9 protein-coding genes are annotated in these 18,503 nt (G+C 68.3%); 1 reads left to right on the top strand and 8 read right to left on the bottom strand.

Features of this window, described 5'->3' with window-relative positions; genetic code table 11:
* Nucleotides 1-2: 2 nt before the first annotated feature.
* The 7 genes from ABIE57_RS11235 to ABIE57_RS11205 all read right to left on the bottom strand — a co-directional run bounded on the left by ABIE57_RS11235 (nucleotide 3) and on the right by ABIE57_RS11205 (nucleotide 16,448).
* Nucleotides 3-1,304, bottom strand: coding sequence for a Wzz/FepE/Etk N-terminal domain-containing protein (locus ABIE57_RS11235; protein ID WP_354539109.1), 1,302 nt, complete (start codon nucleotides 1,302-1,304; stop codon nucleotides 3-5).
* Nucleotides 1,305-1,503: 199 nt separating this feature from the next.
* The gene (locus ABIE57_RS11230; protein ID WP_354539108.1) at nucleotides 1,504-2,139 is read right to left on the bottom strand and encodes a 4'-phosphopantetheinyl transferase family protein; all 636 of its coding nucleotides are present in this window, start codon (nucleotides 2,137-2,139) and stop codon (nucleotides 1,504-1,506) included.
* Nucleotides 2,136-6,629, bottom strand: a complete 4,494-nt coding sequence (locus ABIE57_RS11225; protein WP_354539107.1) for a MupA/Atu3671 family FMN-dependent luciferase-like monooxygenase — start codon at nucleotides 6,627-6,629, stop codon at nucleotides 2,136-2,138. Before ABIE57_RS11225 ends, ABIE57_RS11230 begins: the two co-directional genes overlap by 4 nt.
* Nucleotides 6,626-7,588: a glycosyltransferase family 2 protein gene (locus tag ABIE57_RS11220; RefSeq protein ID WP_354539106.1), complete on the bottom strand. Its 963-nt coding sequence runs from the start codon at nucleotides 7,586-7,588 to the stop codon at nucleotides 6,626-6,628. Before ABIE57_RS11220 ends, ABIE57_RS11225 begins: the two co-directional genes overlap by 4 nt.
* Nucleotides 7,585-13,986: a type I polyketide synthase gene (locus ABIE57_RS11215; RefSeq protein ID WP_354539105.1), complete on the bottom strand. Its 6,402-nt coding sequence runs from the start codon at nucleotides 13,984-13,986 to the stop codon at nucleotides 7,585-7,587. The genes ABIE57_RS11220 and ABIE57_RS11215 overlap by 4 nt, the downstream gene beginning before the upstream one ends.
* 95 nt (nucleotides 13,987-14,081) lie before the next feature.
* Nucleotides 14,082-15,449 carry an oligosaccharide flippase family protein gene (locus ABIE57_RS11210; protein WP_354539104.1) on the bottom strand — a complete coding sequence of 456 codons (1,368 nt, stop codon included), beginning with the start codon at nucleotides 15,447-15,449 and terminating at the stop codon, nucleotides 14,082-14,084.
* A 186-nt stretch (nucleotides 15,450-15,635) separates the two neighbouring features.
* Entirely contained in the window at nucleotides 15,636-16,448 is an 813-nt protein-coding gene (locus ABIE57_RS11205; RefSeq protein WP_354539103.1) for a glycosyltransferase family 2 protein, read from the bottom strand.
* 118 nt (nucleotides 16,449-16,566) lie between these two features.
* Between ABIE57_RS11205 and epsE the strand changes: the two genes are divergently transcribed.
* On the top strand, nucleotides 16,567-17,799 hold the full coding sequence (gene epsE / locus ABIE57_RS11200) for an exopolysaccharide biosynthesis GT4 family glycosyltransferase EpsE (protein WP_354539102.1): 1,233 nt from the start codon (nucleotides 16,567-16,569) through the stop codon (nucleotides 17,797-17,799).
* On the opposite strand, the gene ABIE57_RS11195 is transcribed toward epsE, so the two are convergent.
* Nucleotides 17,750-18,430 carry a rhomboid family intramembrane serine protease gene (locus ABIE57_RS11195; protein WP_354539101.1) on the bottom strand — a complete coding sequence of 227 codons (681 nt, stop codon included), beginning with the start codon at nucleotides 18,428-18,430 and terminating at the stop codon, nucleotides 17,750-17,752. The genes epsE and ABIE57_RS11195 overlap by 50 nt on opposite strands.
* Nucleotides 18,431-18,503: the final 73 nt, after the last annotated feature.

Here is an 18,503-nt window from a genome sequence, read left to right as displayed (position 1 = left end):
GTTCAGTTCGTCGCAGGCAGACGTAGCGCGGGCAGGCGGTCTTGCACCAGCCGCACAAGGAGTGGCAGCACCAGAAGTGCGGCGATCACCGTGGCCGCGATGCGCAGGGCGCGGGCGCGGCGTTCGTGGCGCAGGCGCACCACGGGGATGGTCACGACCGGGATGATGTCAAGTTCGTCCTGCATCTGCGTGGCGGTGCGCAGCTTCGGATTGAGGATTTCCAGCGCCAGCGCCAGACCAACAGCCAGAAGAAGGCTGGCCACGCCGCCCGCCGCCGCGAGCTTTTTGCGACTGGCCGAGATAGGTGTGACCGGCGGTACCGCCGTTTCCAGAACTTCGAACCGTTCCTGCTGCTGGCGGTTTTCCAGAACGCTGGCCATTTCCGCCTCGACCCGCGCGCGGGTGATGGTGCCAAGCTGGTCCTGAAGCTGGGTCAGGTCGCGGTCGAGCGCGCCTAGTTCGCGCTCGACGCGGGGGGCGGCGGCTATCGCCTGTTCGATCTCGGTCATGCGGGCGGTCACGAGGTCGCGCTGTTCGCTCAATTGCTCCACCTGACGGGCAAAGACCTCCTGCCGCTGGCGGCTGATCTGGGTCTCCAGCGTCACGATCTCGCGCTGGATGGAAAGCAGCGTCTCGCGCAGGCTGGCAAGCTCGAGACGCTGCGACGCGATGGCCTCGGGCAACGCCTCGGCATTGGCGCGCTTGAACTCGACGATGCGGGCCTCGAGCGCGGCGATGTCGGAATTCACGCGCGCCTCCTCCGTGGTGAAGAAACTCAGCGTCTCGCGCACGCTGGCAAGGCGGCGCTCGCGATTCTGGGCGAGGACGGCGGCGACGAAATCATTGGCCACGGCGGCGGCCTTGTCGGGATTGTCGAGCGCCACGGTCACCCGAAGCCCCGAGGGGGTCGCGGCCTGCGGGGCATAGCCGGGCACACCGACCGTGATCGGCTCGATCCGCGCGGAGGAGCGCAGGCGGAACACCTTTTCATCCAGCGGCCAATCGGGATTGTTGGCGAAAAGCCCGTGTTTCTCGATCATGGCGATGACATGGTCGCGTGCCATCAGCCGCTGTTCGATCAATTGCAGGCGCAGCCGTGCATCGGTGGCGACAAGCTGGGCGCTGGTGCTCGGGTCTACCTGTGGCGTCTCGATCTGGATCACGGCGGTGGCCTGAAACACATGTGGGCGGCTGAGCGCGAAGGCGACCGAGAGCACGCAGCCGACCAGCGTCACCACGAGGATGAGCCAGAGGCGGCGGCGCAGGAGCCGCAGAATGCCGGAAACGGAAGTGATCGAACTCATCGGGCGCGCACCTGTCATTCATCGGGGGACGATCCGCCGGGGGCCGCATGACGAGGTTGGCAGGGCGATGCCCTGTTGTCCCTGTCGGCCGGATGCCCCCAAACGGCCCTGACAGAATTATGTCCCAATTTCGCCCCAATCTAGGCGGTCGGCCTCATTTACGCCACAGTTTATTGGGGCCTTGGCGGAAACACTGTGTTCAGGCGGCGCGGATGAGAACAAGCGCGGCCAGGTGCGCGGGCGTTCTCAGCAGATGGCCGTCGATCCGCGCGCCCGCCTGAAAGGGCGGGAAAGGAGGGATGAGGCGGGCGGCAAAACTGCCGTCGGCGTGCAGGGTCACGGTCATGTCGTGGAATGCGGGAATGGTGCGGATCTGGGCGGAAATGGCCTTGTAGGCGGCTTCCTTGGCGCAGAATAGCGCGCGCGCCGTGGCCGGGTCGGCGCTCTCGTCGGGTGTGCAGATTGTGGCGATGAGATCTGCGGGCAGGGGCATGGCCGGTTCGATATCAAGGCCGATGCCGGCCCAATCGCTGCGCCATCCGACCAGCGCAAGGCAGGTGGTGGCGTCATGGCTGATCGAGCCGGTAAGGGTGGCGGGCCAGAGCGGCGCGCGGCTTTGGCCCATGGGCAGAGGCGAGGGGGGCACGCCGAGCGCGGTCATGGCGGCGCGGGCGGCGCGGCGTCCGGCGGCGAACTCGCGCAGGCGCGCGGGCACCATCCGGGCGGCGGCCGCCTCTTCCTGCGGCAGGAGGCCGGTGGCGGGCGCGGTCGGGTCGGCCCCGGCCAGCGCCACGCCTGCGGGCAGGTATGCGCGCAGCCTGTCGCGCAGGCTCATCCCTGCCGCGCGGCGCGCATGGCGCGGCGTTTCGCCATGGCCTCGGCGCGCGCATCGGCGCGATTGTTTGCGGCAGGCGCGGGCGTGGGGGCGGGCGCCTCGCCGCGCAACTCCGCCACGCGCGCGGCCAGCGTGCCAAGCTTCGGGCAACGGAAAATATCGGTGATGCCGAGGCGCTCCACGCCCAGTTCCGCGCGGATCTCTCGATGCGCCTGCACCGCCAGCAGCGAATGGCCGCCGAGGTCAAAAAAGCTGTCCTGCGGGCCGATATCCGCCACGCCGAGCACCCGCGCCCAGATCGCGGCAATGGCGCGTTCGATGCTGTTGGCCGGCGTCACCGTCTCGGGGCGGGCGGCGGATACCGTTTTGCGGGTTTCGGGGGCGGGTAGGGCCTTGCGGTCCACCTTGCGGTTGGGGGTCAGCGGGAAAGCGTCGAGCCGCACGAGATGGGCGGGGCGCATATGCGCGGGCAGGCGCGCGGCGAGGGCGTTGCGCACCGTCTCGGGGCTGGCGGTGCCGCGCAGATAACCGACAAGGCGCGGATCGCCGGGCACATCCTCCCGCAGGGTCACCACGGCCTGTTCGACACCCGGCACCGCCTCCATCGCGGCCTCGATCTCTCCGGGTTCGATCCGGTGGCCGCGCAGCTTGACCTGCGCATCGGCGCGGCCCACGAAGTCGATCCGCCCGTCGGCGCGCCAGCGCACGAGGTCCCCTGTGCCGTAGATGCGCCCGCCTGCGCGGAACGGATCGGGGCGAAACCGCTCGGCGGTCAGATCCTCGCGGCCCAGATAGCCGCGCGTGACACCCGCGCCGCCGATCCACAACTCTCCGGGTTGGCCCACCGGCACGGGCTGCATGTCCCGGTCGAGCACGTAGACCTGCGTATTGGCAATGGGCGTGCCGATATCGGCGATGGCGCTGCCCGCCTCGGCCGGGCCGCAGGTGGACCAGATGGTTGTCTCGGTCGGGCCATACATGTTGTGGATTTGCGCCGATGTCACCTGTTGCAGGTCCCGCACAAGGCCGCCCGGCAGAGCCTCGCCGCCCAGCATCAGGTGCTTGACGCGGCCAAGGGCATGACGCGCCTCGTCATTCATGGCGATCATGCGCGCCATCGACGGCGTGCATTGCAGATGCGTGACGCCGTGGCGCAGGATTTGTGCGGCGATGGAGAAGTCATCAGGTGCGATGCCGCCCACGCGGTTGGCGCGCTCCAGAACCTTCGCCAGCGGGCGCAGCCCGTCGAGCACCTGCCGCGCGGGAATGCCGTAGTCGATCAGGCAGGCCACCTCGTCGACGCCGATGCGCTTGAGGTCCTCGACGCGGGCCACGCAATCCTCGATGGTGCCGAAAAGACCCGACTCCTCGAAATATCGCTCGAAGGCGAAATCGAGGATGCCTTCAAGCTCGTCCTCGTTCAGTGAGCCGAGATCGAGTTGAAAGGCGTTGTCGACGCCCTTGGGCCGCTTGAAGGCCGGAAAGGCCCAGGCATATTGCTTGATGAGACCGGCGGCCGAGCGCAGGTAATCCTTCATCGGTTCGCGTGCCACGCGTCGCGCCTCGTCGCGGGTCTCGGCCACATAGGTGTGCAGCATGAGCGTGACGGTGAAATCGGCCGGGTCATGCCCCGCTTCGCGCAGCGCCGCGCGGTAGAGGGTGATCTTGTCGCCCACCTCCGGGATGGACTGCCCCAGAAGGTGCGTGAGCACATTGGCCCCATGCGCGCCGGCCTCGCGCCATGTCTCGGGGTTGCCCGCCGTGGTGACCCATACGGGCAGGTCTTTGGAGACGGGGCGCGGTTGCGTGACGACCGCGTGCATCGTGCCATCGGCGCGGGGATAGGCCACCGCCTCGCCCTTCCACAGCTTGCGCAAATCGCGGATCGCGTCAAACATCGCGGGTTTGTTGTTGGGCGGCGCGTTTTCGGGGCGCAGGATGAAATCGTCGGGATGCCAGCCGCTTGCAATCGCCAGCCCCGCGCGCCCATTGGTCAGGTTGTCGATCACCGCCCATTCCTCGGCGATGCGGGCGGGATGGTGGAGCGGGGCCACGCAGCTTCCGGCGCGCACCGACAGGTTTTGCGTGACGGCGGCCACGGCGGCACCGGTGACGGAGGGGTTGGGATAGGGGCCGCCGAAGGCGTGGAAATGCCGCTCGGGCGTCCAGACCGCGCAGAACCCGTGCGTGTCGGCGAATTGCGCGCCTTCCAGAAGGGTCTTGTATTTGTCGCGCCCCGCGCCGTCGTCATTGCCCCAGTAATAGAGGCTGAACTCCATGCCCCGGTCAGAGGGTGCCAACTGCCCCGAGGAGACCAGAGCGCGGCTCTCCTCACCGCTGAGCACGAGGGTGTAGCCCTCAGCCAGCGTATAAAACAGCTCCAGCACCGAGATGTCGAAATTGAGGCTGGTGACGGCCAGCCATGCAGCCCCCGGCCCCTGTGGGAGACGCGCGGCCATGCCCGCGCAGAAATTCGCAAGATTGCCATGCGTGACCATCACCCCCTTGGGCCGCCCGGTCGAGCCGGAGGTGTAGATCACATAGGCCAGATCCTCGGGGGTGGTTGCGTCCTCGGGCGCGGTTGCGGGGGCGCTTGCCAACCGCGCGTCGGTGTCAAGATCGAGCCGCGCCGTGCCCCCCAGGGCTGCGCCGGTATCGCCGCGGCTGATCACCACCTGCGCGCCGCTATCCTCAAGATAGAGCGCAAGCCGGTCGGCGGGATAGGTCGGGTCCATCGGCACATAGGCCGCACCGGCCTTCCAGATACCGAGCACGCTGGCCACCATATCCGCCGAGCGCGGCAGGCAGAGGCCGACAAGATCGCCCCGCGCCACGCCCATCTGGTGCAGCACATGCGCGATGCGGTTGGCGCGCGCGTCAAGCGCGGCGTGGCTGAGCGCCTCGGCCTCGAAGATCAGCGCCGTCGCCTCGGGCGTCGCGCTCGCGCGCGCGGCGATGCAGTGATGGACCGGGCGCGCGTCCGTGGGCGTGTCGGTGGCGTTCCATGTCTCGGTGACAAGGCGGCGCTCGGCCTCGGGCAGGCTGGTCTCGCCGCGCGCATGGGCCTCGAGGCGTTTGGCCAGCAGATCGACCATGGCAGGCGAGAGGCGCGCGGGATCGTAGAGCAGTGCGGGTGCGCCGGTCAGGTCCACCGTGAGGGCGGTGCCGGGAACAAGGCCCGCCCCCGCCTGACGCAGGCCCAGATGCGGGCGATGCGCGGCGTCAAGGCCCGGGTCGCGTGCGAAGATGTCGCGCGCGAATGGCCCGCGCGCCTCGGCGTCGGCGATGCTCCGGGCAAGCGTGCTGGCCGCGACGGGAACCCAGGGGCAGCTATGCCCCGGCACCTGCCCCACAAGGATGGCGGGGCCGCAATAGGCCAGATGGTCGGTCTCGCCGCCACCAAGATGGCTGGCCCAGACCGCGATTGCGTCAAGCGGGTCGGCGGGGCCCAGATCGAGGGCAAGACGTTCGGTGCGCGCGCTCTCGGGGCCGTCGAGCGGCAGGGTGATCGGGCGCAGCGCCGCGAGGGCGCGACGCCAGGCCCCGTCCTGCGGCGCAAGGCGGGCAAGGGCGGCTTCGGCCTCGGTATGCGGTGGGTCGATCGCCATGCCGGGGGTGATCCCGGCGAGGATCGGCGCGCGCCCGTCCGCTGACATGAGCCCCGTCAGCCGCAGCGCACCCTCCCCCGTGGCGATGGTCAGCCCGCGCTCTTCGGTCGCAAGGATGGTGCCGGGACGCGCGGGCGCGGTTGCCCGGACGGGGGCTGTCACCTCGGCGCGAGGCACGAGAAAGACCCGCCCGCCGATCACGATCCGCGCCATGTTGAGCGGGTTGCGATATCCGCCGTGATCGAGCGCGCGGACAAGACGCGCAAGGTCTTCGGCGGGGCGCGCGGCATCGAGGATCAGGCCCTCGGGCCGCTTGTCGCGCCCGAACCAGCTTCGCGCGCTCGGGTCCTGCGTCCGGGCCTCGGGCGCGCCGCGCGCAAGCTCTGCCACCACCTCGGGAAAACTGTCGAGCGCCGCTGCATAGCATTTGGCATTAAGGGTAAAGGCGGTCTCGTCCGGGGCGATGTCGACGGCACGCTCGGCCACGATGCGCCCCGCATCCACACCGCCCTCGATGAGGTGCCAGGTGACGCCGTGCCGCGTCTCGCCGTTCAGGATCGCCCAGACCGGCGCGTTGAGACCGGCATAACGCGGCAGCGGCCCGTCGTGGAAATTGACCGCGCCGCGCGTGGCGCGCGCCAGCACCGGTTCGGGCAGCAGATCAAGGTTGGCGATGGAGAGGAGCCAGTCAAAGTCCAGCCCCTCGATCCGGTCCGCAAGCCCCGCGCCGGGCGCAAGGACGCGCAGACCGGCAGCGCGCGCCCAGTCGGCCACATCCGCATGACGGGTGGCGATGGCGGCAATCTCGTGCCCGGCCTCCAGCCACGCCTTGCCGCATTGCAGCGCCAGCGTTTCGTTGCCGATCAGAAGCGCCCGCATCATGGCTTGATCCTTTTTTGCATGTTCAGCGCCGCGCGCATGTCGCCCGTCACCAGGTCACGCAGAAAATGCGGCGGCGGCGGCGCGCCTTTCTGCCGGATCACCCGCCAGAGCGCGCCCGCGCCCGCGCCGCAAAGATGCGCCAGCGTCACAGCCCCCAGATAGGCACGGCCATGATTCTTGACGAAATAATGCCGCCGCGAGGCGAACCAGTAATCGGGCACACGGCCCCAGCCCTTCATGCCGGTGGAGACCGAGCCAAGATGCTCGACCCGGCTTTCGTGGACATAATCAGTGCGCCAGCCCGCGCGCGCGGCGCGCAGGCAGAGGTCGGTTTCCTCGAAATAAAGAAAGAACGTCTCGTCGAAACCGCCAATCTCGTCGATCACCGCCTGCCGGATCATCAGGCTTGCGCCCGCAAGCCAGTCGACGGACCGCGTTTGCTCCGGAAGCGGCAGAGGGACGGCATGGCGGCGCAGAAGCCGCGAGAGCGGGCCGATGCGCGCGGCCCCTTCCAGCTCTCCGAGGATCGAGGGAAAGCGGAACGTGGTGACATGGGGCGCGCCATCGGGGCCGTGGATATGGCTGCCCGCCAGACCGGCCTCGGGGGTGGTCTCCAGATGCGCGAGCAGCGCGGCGATGGCCTCGGCGGCGGGAAAGGCGTCCGAATTGAGGATATAGACGTAATCGGGGCGGGTGCCATCCGACAGCCCCGCCTGCATCCCTGCATTCATGCCTGCGCCAAAGCCGCCATTGCGGCCCGATTGCACCACGCGCACCCGGTCCATTCCGGCACTCCCCGCCTGCATCGTCTCGAAGGAGCCGTCGCCCGACGCGTTGTCGACGATCACGATCTCGCCCGCGATGCCCGCCATGGCGCGATGCGCGGCGGTTGCGGATTTGAGGCTCATCTCGGGCGTGCGCCAGTTGAGCACAATGGTCAGGACACGGGGGCCGGTCATTCGGCGGCCTCCCGGCGGTCCGGCGGGGCGTCCTGCGTGCCCTCGGCCGCCTCGATCACGCGGCGCATCCGGGCAGCGAGGACGCGGACATTCGGTTCCAGCACCATCGAATCATGGGTGCCGGGCACCTCGGTGACGCTGAGGTTCGGGGCAAAACCGGACCAGTCATTATCGGGCAGCACATAGGCGCGCTCGGAACTTACCCATTGGCCGTTCGACACCCGCCACTTGCCCGATTGCGGTGGACGGAAAAGGTGGAGCCTGCCGCCCCACGGGCGGACCTGATATCTGGCGATGGCGCGATAAAAGGCGGCCTCGATTGCGTGATCGTGGAACTGATGCTCTGCGGTCTCGGCCTGTGCCTGCGGGCGACGCCTGGCGATCTCCCATGCCACGCGCCGCGCCGCCCACTTGACCGGGTAGAGCGGGCCATTCGACTTGAATTCCTGCCATTGGATCAAGGCCCTGTCGCGGCGCGAGAGCGGGCGGCGTTGGGGCAGTGGCGTGTCGAGCAGGATCACCACGGCCACCTCTTCGCCCGCCCCCTCAAGCTGTTGCGCCATCTCGTAGGCGGTGATGCCGCCGCCCGAAAAACCGCCCAGCAGATAGGGGCCTTGCGGCTGCACCTGACGGATCTCGGCGATCATGTCGCGGGCGGCCTCGGTCAGGTCGTCATGCGGGGCGTCGTCGCCGTAAAGCCCGCGCGCCTGTAGCCCGAAAAACGGGCGGTCATCGCCCAGAAGATGCGCCAGATGCCGCAGGTTCAACACGTTGCCGAACATGCCCGCGACAAGGAAGAAGGGCGTTTTCGCCCCACCTTCGCCGCGATGCATGGGCACCAGATGGGTAAATCGGCGGGCGGGTTCCGCCTTGGCGGGGGTGCTCTCGCCTGCCTCCTGCGGGCCGATACGCGCCTCGATCAGCCGGGCACAGGCGCGGATGGTGGGGGCCTCGAACAGGATCGAGATGGGGAAATCGACGCGGTAGGCCTTGCGGATCATGCCGAAGAGCCGCACGGCAATCAGCGAATGCCCGCCAAGGTCGAAGAAGCTGTCCTCGACGCCGACCGCATCGAGGCCGAGAAGGTCGGACCAGAAGCCCGCAAGCCGGGTCTCGATCTCGCCCTCGGGGGCAACGTAATCGCCGTCGAGATCGGGCCGCTCGAAGCGTTGGCCGCCCTCGTCGGGCCCTTGCACGCCCGCCTCGGCCTGACGGATCAGCGCGGGCAGATCGAGCGAGGACACAAGCACTTGCGGCAGACCAAGGGCAAGGGCACGGCGGAACGCCTCGGCCCCCTCACCGGGCCGGATGCCTTCGCGCAGGTTGTGGCGCAGGCGGTCTTCGGCGGGGTTGGCGGGGGCGCTGTCCTGAGCGCTGTCAAAGCGGATCTCACTGGCGCGGGGCGGGGTGATCGCCAGCCCGCCCGCCTGTTTGCGGATGGCGAAATCCTCGATTTCGACCAGCACGCGACCGGCGGGATCGGTAAGCGTGATGTCAAAGCGGGCGATGCCGGTTTGCTGCGCCTGATCGGTCGTGAGCCGGGCGATGCTCCGGACATCCTGCCCGAGCGGCGCATGCATCCGCACCGCGCCATAGGACATCGGCACCCAGAGATCGCTGCCGTCATAGCCCTCGATCAGATCCATGGCCCAGCCGGTGGCGATATCCAACAGCGCGGGGTGCAAGAGGTGGCCCTTTGCCAGATCGCCCTGTGCCTCTGCGGGCAGGCGCAGATGGGCGAGACCCTCGCACGTGCCGAGGCCACGCGCAAGGAGCACGCGCCAGCGGGGGCCGAAATCGAGATGCGCCTCTTGCGGGGAGGGGAGCGGCGCGCCTGCCGCCTCCTGCCAGTTTTCCATACGCCCACGCATGTTTTCGATGTCGCGTGGCCCAGGAGACGTGAGCGGCAAGAGGCACAGATCGGCCTCGGCCAGCGTGACCCAGCCCTGACGGCCCGCCTGCGTGTGCCCGCCTTCGATCCGGGCGGCATATCCCTGATCGCTGCGGGTGAGGGTGAGGCGCATCTCGCGCGTGGCCCCCTTGGGGATGTCGAAGGGGCGCAGGAACATCAGATCACGGATTTCGAACGCGCCATCCTCGCCCTGCGCGCGCAGCGCCTGCGCCAGCAGGTCGAGATAGCCGGTGCCGGGCAGGAGCGCCTGACCGTCTTTGGTGCGGTGCTGATCGAATACCCAATGGGTGGCGGCACTGTAGCTTGCGTGAAAGACGCGGTTGCCCTCGGCGTCAAAGCTGCCCTCATCGATGAGCGGTTGATCGACCGGCAGGCGCGGGGCGGCGGGGGCCGTGCCGCTTTGCCGCGCCACGGCCTCGGCGGCCATGCCGACCTCGGCCCAGATGCCCCAGTCGAGCGCCAGAACACGGGTGCGCCCGCCCGCCCGCGACCGGGCATAGGCGTTGAGATATTCGTTGGCGGCGACGTAATCGACCTGGCCCGCGGGGGCGGTGGCGGTTGAACTTGACGAGAACAGCACCAGCCAGTCGAGCGTGCCGTCGGGAAAGACCTGTTCCAGCACCTGCGTGCCGTGGATCTTGGGGGTGAACACGTCCTCGATCGTGTCCGGCCCCTTGGTCAGAAGCGGCGCGTCGGCGATGACACCGGCGGCGTGGATGATGCCGCTCAGGCGGCCAAAGCGCGTTTCGATCTGCGTTTTCGCGGCCTGCATGTCCTCGATATTGCTGACATCGCCTGTGATCACCATGACCTCGCCGCCAAGCGCCTCAAGGCGGCTCACGGCGGCGATGCGGCGGGCGAGCGGGCCGCCCGAAGCGGTGATCCGGGGCCAGTCGGCGCGGGGCGGCAGGGCGTGGCGGGCCATGAGCACGATGTTGGCGTTGTTCTGCGTGATGAGGTCTTCGGCCAGCGTGAGACCGATGCCGCCAAAGCCGCCGGTGATCAGGACCGTGTCGCCGGTGTCGATAGGGGCGATGCCGGGGTCAAGGGCGGTGGCGCGCCATTCGGCCTCGTAGCGCCGTGTGCCGCGCAGGATGGCGGCGTGGTTGCGGGGGTCTTGCGCCAGATCTTCAAGCACGCGGGTTACAAGCCCCGCGTCGGGCGCGCCGCGTGCGGGCAGGGTCAGGTCGAGGCTCGACGTGGTCACATGCGGCATCTCGCGCGGGATCACGCGCAAGGGGCCGGACAGGGTGGATTTCGCGGGGTAGGGCAGCGCCTCGTCGCGGAGTTGTGCCGCGCCGGTGGTGAAGGCGGTGATGTGCAGGGGCGCGCTCAGCCCCTCGTCGCCCATGGCCTGCGCCAGAAAGAGCAGGCTGTAAAAGCCCTGTTCCTGCACCCGGTGGAAAAAGCTGGAGCCGGGGCGGTGATGCTCGTCCCGCGTGACCAGCCAGAAATGCGCGACGCGGGTGGGGGCGCGGCTGTCGGCGACAAGCGCGCGGATCAGTTGATCATAGCCCTCGCGCCCGCGTTCCGGCGAGAGAGTGTAGCGCGAGGCAGTCAGCCGCGCGAAACTGTCGCCGGGTGTGACGGTGGTGACGGTATGGCCTGCGGCACCGAGGCGGTCGGCCACGGCGCGGGCAAGGCCGGTCTCGTCCTCGAAGATGAGCCATGTCTGCTTGGGCAGCAGGGCAAGATCGGCCTCGGACGTGATCTCGACCTCGGCCAGCCGGGGCCGCCAATGCGGGGTGTAGCCCCATTTCCCGAGGTCGTCCTCATGGGTGGGCCACGCGTCTTGGGCCGTCTCGCGGGCGGCACCGGGGGCGATGAAATAGGGCTTGTGCTGAAAGGCATAGGTGGGCAGCGGCACGCGGGCGCGCCTTGCCTCGCCCCAGATTTGCGGCCAGTCGATCTCGACCCCCATGGCCCAGAGGCGGGCGAGCATCGCCATGAAATATTCGTCGTCGGCGATGGTATCCTCGGGGTGGCGCAGGGTGCCGATGACCTGATTGGCGCTGATCGCGCCATGGGCCTGTGCCAATGAGGAGAGCGCCTTGCCGGGACCGACCTCAAGAAAGACGCGCGCGGGGGTCTCGCTCAGCCGGGAAAGGCCATCGGCGAAATGCACGGTATGGCGCAGGTGATCGACCCAATAGGCGGGGTCGGTGGCCTCTGCTGCCGTGAGGTAATCACCGCTGCGATTGGACAGGATCGGGATTTGCGGCGCGCTCAATCGGATGGCGCGCAGGTAATCCCCGAAGGGTGCCAGAATAGGCTCCAGCATCCGGCTATGCGCGGCGATGTCGATGGCGATGCGCTGCGGCTCGATCCCGTCGGCGCGCAGGCGCGCGTCGAGACCCTCGAGCGCGGCTTGCGGCCCCGAGACGGCGGTGAGGTCAGGCGCGTTGAGCGCGGCGATGTCGAGATGGTCGCCGAGATAGGGTGTCACAGCCTCGGCCGAGAGCGGCACGCTCAGCATTCCGCCCTTGGCCACCGTATCGAAGAGTTGCCCGCGCAGGTGGACAAGGCCGATGCAATCCTCAAGGCTCATCACCCCGGCCAGACAGGCGGCGGTATTCTCGCCCATGGAATGACCGATCAGGGCGGCAGGGGTCACGCCCCAGCTTTGCCAAAGCTGCGCCAGCGCGTATTCGGTGATCATGATCAGCGGCAGTTGCACTGAAGGCCGCTTGAGGCGCTCTTGGGCCGCCGCCAGCTGATCCGGTTCAGGCAACCAGAGCGCGCGGATGTCGTAATCCAGTTTCGGTGCCAGAATGTCGAGGCCGCGATCCATCCAGTCGGCAAAGACCGGCTCGGTCTCATATAGGTCGCGCGCCATGCCGGCATATTGCGCGCCGCCGCCGGGGAACATGAATACCACATCGGGATTGTCGAGCGCCTGATGGGAAAACACGCGGCGGGTGTCGCCCTTCTCAAGCCGCTCCGCTGCCTCGGCGGGACTGCGCGCGACGGTGACGCGACGACGCTCGAAGGCGCGGCGGCCCTCCTTGAGCGTGTAGGCCACATCGGCCAGTGGCTGTTCGGGATGCTCTCGCAGATGCGCGGCGAGGCGGGTTGTGGCCTCGTCCAGCGCGGATTTCGAGCGGGCCGAGAGGAGGATGGGCTGGAACGGCCAGTCGCTCTCTTCGGGGGCGGCGCCGGCGGGTGGCTCTTGCAGAACCACATGCGCGTTGGTGCCGCCGACGCCCAGGGAGTTCACCCCGGCGCGGCGGGGGTGGTCGCGCTTGGGCCAGTCGCGCAGGCGGTCATTGACCGAGAACGGGCTGCCGTCGAAGGCGATGGCGGGGTTCGGGGCCTCATAACCCAGCGAGGGGGGCATCTCGCCATGATAAAGCGCCAGCGTGGCCTTGATCAGGCTGGCCACGCCCGCCGCGGTGTCGAGATGGCCGATATTGGTTTTCACGCTGCCGATGCGGCAGAAATCGCTTGCCTCGGTCGTCTCGCGGAACGCCTGTGTCAGCGCGGCCACCTCGATCGGGTCGCCCAGATAGGTGCCGGTGCCGTGGCATTCGATGTAATCCACAGTATCGGCGGTGACGCCCGCGACCGCCTGCGCCTCGGCCACCGCCGCCGCCTGACCGTCGACCGAAGGCGCGAGATAGCCCGCCTTGGCCGCGCCGTCGTTGTTGACCGCAGAGCCCTTGATCACACCCCAGATGTGATCGCCATCCGCGAGCGCATCCTCCAGCCGTCGCAGCACCACCATGCCCGCGCCGGAGCCAAAGACGGTGCCTTGGGCGCGATGGTCAAACGCATGACATTCGCCGTCGGGCGACAGGATCTCGCCCTCCTTGTAGATATAGCCGCGATTTTGCGGCAGTTCGATGGTGACACCGCCCGCAAGCGCCATGTCACATTCGCCATTCAAGAGCGATTGCGCGGCATAATGCACCGCGACCAGCGAGGTGGAACAGGCGGTTTGCAGGCCCAGGGATGGCCCCTTGAGATCAAGGATATGGCTGAGGCGGGTGGTCAGGAAATCCTTGTCATTGCCGGTATGGCGCAGCAGGAACATGCCGACATCATCCACGAGGTCGCGGTTGGAGCAGAGGTTGAAATAGAAGTAGCTGCCCATGCCGCAGCCCGCGAAAACACCGATCGGGCCGGGGAAATGCTCGGGCATGTGGCCTGCATCCTCGAGCGCCTCCCACGCCACCTCCAGAAAGCGGCGGTGCTGCGGGTCGAGGATCGCGGCCTCCTTGGGACCGAAGCCGAAGAACTCGGCGTCGAACATCTCGAACCCGTCAAGGGGGGCTGCGAAGGGCACGTAATCGGGGCGGCGGATGGTTTGCAGCGGCACGCCCGCAGCGATCAGTTCATCGTCTTCAAGGCGGCGAATGGCGCGGCGACCGTCGCGCAGCATTCGCCAATACTCAGACACGTCCCGCGCACCGGGCAGGTGCGCGGCCATGCCGACAATCGCAATGTCGACCCCGTCACTGGCGGGCGTGTTCATGTCATCGACCATTGAAAACCACGCTATGAAACATAATGGCTTGTCAATGCCCCGGCAATGCGACCGATTTGGGGCGCGCCCTTGGCGATTGTTTATCCATCGCCGCCCTACCAGCCCGACAGCGTTGCAAGGTCGGCCACCGCCGTGCGGTTGATCCAGAGAGCCACCACGGCCACCACGCCCCCCAGCGTCATCATAGACGCGTCGTGGAGCGGGTCCCAGGCGCGCATCCGCCGCGCCAGCCAGACCGCGACGGGATAAGCCAGCAGCGAGGAGGCACCATAACCCAAGAGCGCGCCCAGAAGCCCGCCAAGATGCAGGCCAAGCAGCAGCATTGTCACCATCGAGCCGGCCATGGCCAGCCGGAGCAGGAAGTAGGACCGCGTATCACCCGCCGCCGGCGCGGCCTGATCATAGGTCATGACGATGATCTGGGGGATCTGCATGGCCGCCATCACCACCACCACTGCCCCCGCCATGGTGTAGCGGTCGTCATAGAGCATCTCCACCAGCCAGACGCCCGGAAAGGCGAGGGCCGCCGTCAGCCCGATAAGCCCCGTGGTCACGAGAAAGCGCATGCGACGCAGCTTGGCAAAGTTCTCCGCGCTCTCGCCCGGGGGCAGTTCACGGTAGATCGGAATGAGCAGGCGCTGCGTGAACATCTGGCCCAGCAGCATCGGGAAGGAGGCCAGGTAGAAGCCGATATTGTAGATCCCCAGCACCTCGAAGGAGAGCGCCTTGCCGAGAATGATCTTGTCGGACTGGATAAAGACAAAGCCGCATATCGTGCTGAGAAATATCCATTTTCCGAATTGCACCAACTCGCGCAAGGCTGTGCGTTCGATGCGCGGACGGTTGCGCGGATCGGGCAGGGCAAGGTGATAGAGGCCGAGCGCCAGCACCGAGCTTGCCACGCCCGAGACCACCAGCGCCCAGACCGACTGCCACCACCATGCCAGCGTCACGGCAAGCGCGATGCCCGCGATCTGCACGGTGAAATCGATCACCGTCAGCCGCCCCCATTGCAGATGCCGTTTGGCCGTCTCGATGGCCGTGGGGTTGAAGCCGGTGATCAGCAGCGACAGGCCCGCGACCGGCAGAATCTTCGCCAGCAGCGGTTCGGCGTAAAACTGGGCCAGCGGCCAGGCGAGCGCGCAGGCGACGGCAAAGAGCAGCCCGCCGCGCAGCGCCTGAATGGTCCAGGCGGTGTCGAGAAAGGCGCGGTCATCGCCGCGCTTGCTTTGCATGATGGCGGGGGTGATGCCGACATCGGAGAAGAGCATCAGCCCCTGAACGACCACGCTGACGATGGCCATGATCCCGAACGCCTCGGGGAAAAGCAGCCGCGCGAGAATGAGGTTCGAGGCCAGCCGCAGGAATTGCGCCCCGCCGAAGCCCAGCACCGTCAGCGCCGATGAGCGCAGAATGCGGGGCAGAAGCCCGGTGCCTGAAAAAAGGGCGGTGACGGCGCGCATGGGTCCTCTCGGCGTGGGTTGGCGGATGGCTTGGCGCATCATGGCGGCGGTTTTGGGGCGATTCTATTGAATTCGTGGAAAATTACGGCGGTAATTGGCGCGAGATCCTCGGATCAAGTCCGAGGATGACGCAGGTAACCGTCATCCTCCGGCTTGACCGGAGGATCTCTGGCTGGGCTTTGCCCATTACCGCCCCCGTGCCCAGCCCTTTGCCGGGCGCAGGCGGGCGGCGACGCGCACTGCCGCATAGGTGAGGCAGGCCAAGGGGTGCGCAAGCGCCGCACGCACAAGCCGCGCCCGCGCGCCGGGGCGCGGGTCGTCATTGGCCAGCAATGCGGGGTGGCGCGCGGCGATCTCGGCCACGCCCGCGTCCTGCCGCCGCCGCACCCGCACCAGTGCCGCCCAGCCCTCGACCACGGGCCAGCGATAGGGGGCCGCGACAAGATGGCGCTCGGCGGGCGCGAACATCAACCGCGCAAAGGTATCGTCGGAAATGACCCCTGGCCAGTCGCCCCAGCGGGCACGGCCCGCGCGGTTCATGGCGAACAGCCCGCACCCCGGCACGCCCGTGTGAAAGAACGGCACCGCGCGGTAGAAGCACGCATAAAGGCGACTGGCGCGGCTTGCCGGATCAGGGATCACCACCTGACCGCTGCCATAGGCGGGCGCGGCCGTATCGAGCCTTGCGGCGAGTGCGGCCATGAGATCGCGGGACACGGTCACGTCGGCGTCGAGATAGGCCAGCACCGTGCCCCGCGCCACCGCCTCGCCCGCGCCAAGCGCACGGGTCTTGCCGCCCTCGGGCAGGTCGAGCACGGTGAGCGGCCAGGCCCCCGGAACGGCGCGCATCGCCTCGGCCTCGGCTTGGGTCGCATCGGTGCAGCCATTGGCCACGACGATCGCCTCTGCCCCGCCCGCCACCGGATGACTGGCAAAGAGCGCGGCAAGGCACGGTCCGATCTGTCCTGCCTCGTCATGGGCGGGGATGATCACGCTCAACGTCGGGGGGGGGCGGTCGGTCAACGGTGCGTTTCTCTCGTGCTCTCGCCGCGCGCCTGTCCTGACGCGCCGCAACATGCTAGGCATAGCGCGCAACCGCCTGCAAACGGAACCGAAAATGACCGCGCCGCTGAACCTTGGCTATCTCGTGCCGCAGTTTCCGGGGCAAACGCATGTGTTCTTCTGGCGCGAGATTGCGGCGCTCGAGGCGCGCGGCGTGCGGGTGCATCTCTTGAGCACGCGGCTGCCGCCGCCGGGTCTCATCTCGCATGACTGGTCCGGGGCGGCGATGGCGCGCACCACCTATCTGGGCCGCGTCGCGCCGATGTGCGCGCTGGCGGGTCTGGTGCGCGCGCCGTGGCGCGCCGTGCTGGCCGAGGGCGCGGGCCGCGCGTTCCTGCGCGATGTGGTGCTGTCGCTGCCTGCTGCACGGGCGCTGATGGCCGAGGCGCGGGCGCGCGGCATCGCCCATGTCCACGCCCATTCCTGCGGGCGCGCGGCGCTCATCTGTGCGCTGGCGCGCGCCATGGGCGGGCCGCGCTACAGCCTGACGCTCCACGGGCCGCTGTCGGATTACGGCCCCGGTCAGGGTTTCAAATGGCGGGGGGCCGATTTCGCCACGGTGATCACGCGCAAGCTGCTGGCCGAGGTGCGCGCGGCCTTGGGGCCGGACCTGCCCGATGACGTGGTGGTGCAGCCGATGGGGGTCGATACGGACGGCTTCGTGCGCGAGGTGCCCTATCGTGCGCCCGAACCGGGCCGCCCGCTGCGCCTCTTTGCCTGCGGGCGGCTCAACGTGGTCAAGGGGCATCAGGATCTTTTGTCGGCGCTGCGCCTTCTGCTGGATCGCGGTGTGGCGGTCACGGTCGACATCGCCGGAGAGGATGATGCGGGCGGCCATGGCTACCGCGCCGAGTTGCAGGCGCATCTCGACGCGCTCGGGCTGGCGGGGCACGCGCGCCTTCTTGGCGCGGTGAGCGGTGACGAGGTGCGCGCGCGGCTGATGGCGGCGGATGTCTTCGCGCTGGCAAGCTGGCACGAGCCGCTCGGCGTCGCCTATATGGAGGCGATGGCGGCGGGCGTGCCGGTCATTGGCACCGATGCGGGCGGCGTGCGCGAACTGCTCACCGATGGCGAGACCGGCCTTCTGGTGCCGCCCAAAAACCCCGAGGCGCTGGCGGGTGCCATCGCGCGGCTTGCGGGCGATCCAAGCCTTTGCCTGCGGCTCTCGGCGGCGGGGCGCGCGCATGTCGTGGCAGGCTACGATTCGGCGCGCGGGGCCGAGGCGCTCATTGCCGGGATCACTCGTGCCGCAGACGCGCGCGCAGCCGTGCCCAGCCACCGGGGCTGAGCGGGACCGAGGCGGCGAACCCGGCAACGAACCCCGCCACATCGGCAACCCATGTGGGTGCCGCCCCGAACAGAAGCGCAAAGACCAGTTGCAGCCCCATCAGCACGCCGATGAGGGTGAAGGCGCGCGCCTGATTGGCCCCGACCTGCCCCAGCCGCAGCCAGAGCACATAGGTAAACCCGCCGATGAGGCCATAGACACCCGGAAAAGCCCCGATAAGCCAGGGCTGTTGCCCCGGAAGAAGCGCATAGACAAGCGCCCCCGCCACGGTCGAGACGGCAAAGAGCGCCAGCACCGCCCAGTGGCGGAACACCTCGGCCAGAAACTTGCCCATGGCGAGGATCAGCACTCCGGCAAAGAGCGCATGGGTAAAGCTGCCATGGACAAAAGCATAGGTGACAAGGCGGCGCAGATGCTCCAGCGGGTATTGCCCGGTCTCGATCATCCACGCGAGGACCTGCCCGTGAAAGCCGTAATCCTCGATCGCGCCCGCGCGCCAGCCCACGGCCCCCGGCCCGCCGATGAGGCCCCGCGCGCCCAGGGTAAATGCCGCCTCGACCCCGATGATGACCACAAACAGCACCAGCGCGAAGGGCGGCACCGGGTTGAGGGGGCTGGGATCGTCGCGCATGGCCGCTCTCCTTGACGGGGATTGGCGGCATGGGTAAGCGAGGCGGGCAGAGAAATCCACCACGGAGTGAGCC

It is taken from the genome of Roseovarius sp. MBR-6 (assembly GCF_040547525.1).
Taxonomy (GTDB): Bacteria; Pseudomonadota; Alphaproteobacteria; order Rhodobacterales; family Rhodobacteraceae; genus Roseovarius.
Note: the sequence above shows the minus strand (reverse complement) of the source record. Positions and strands in the feature narration are given on the sequence as shown.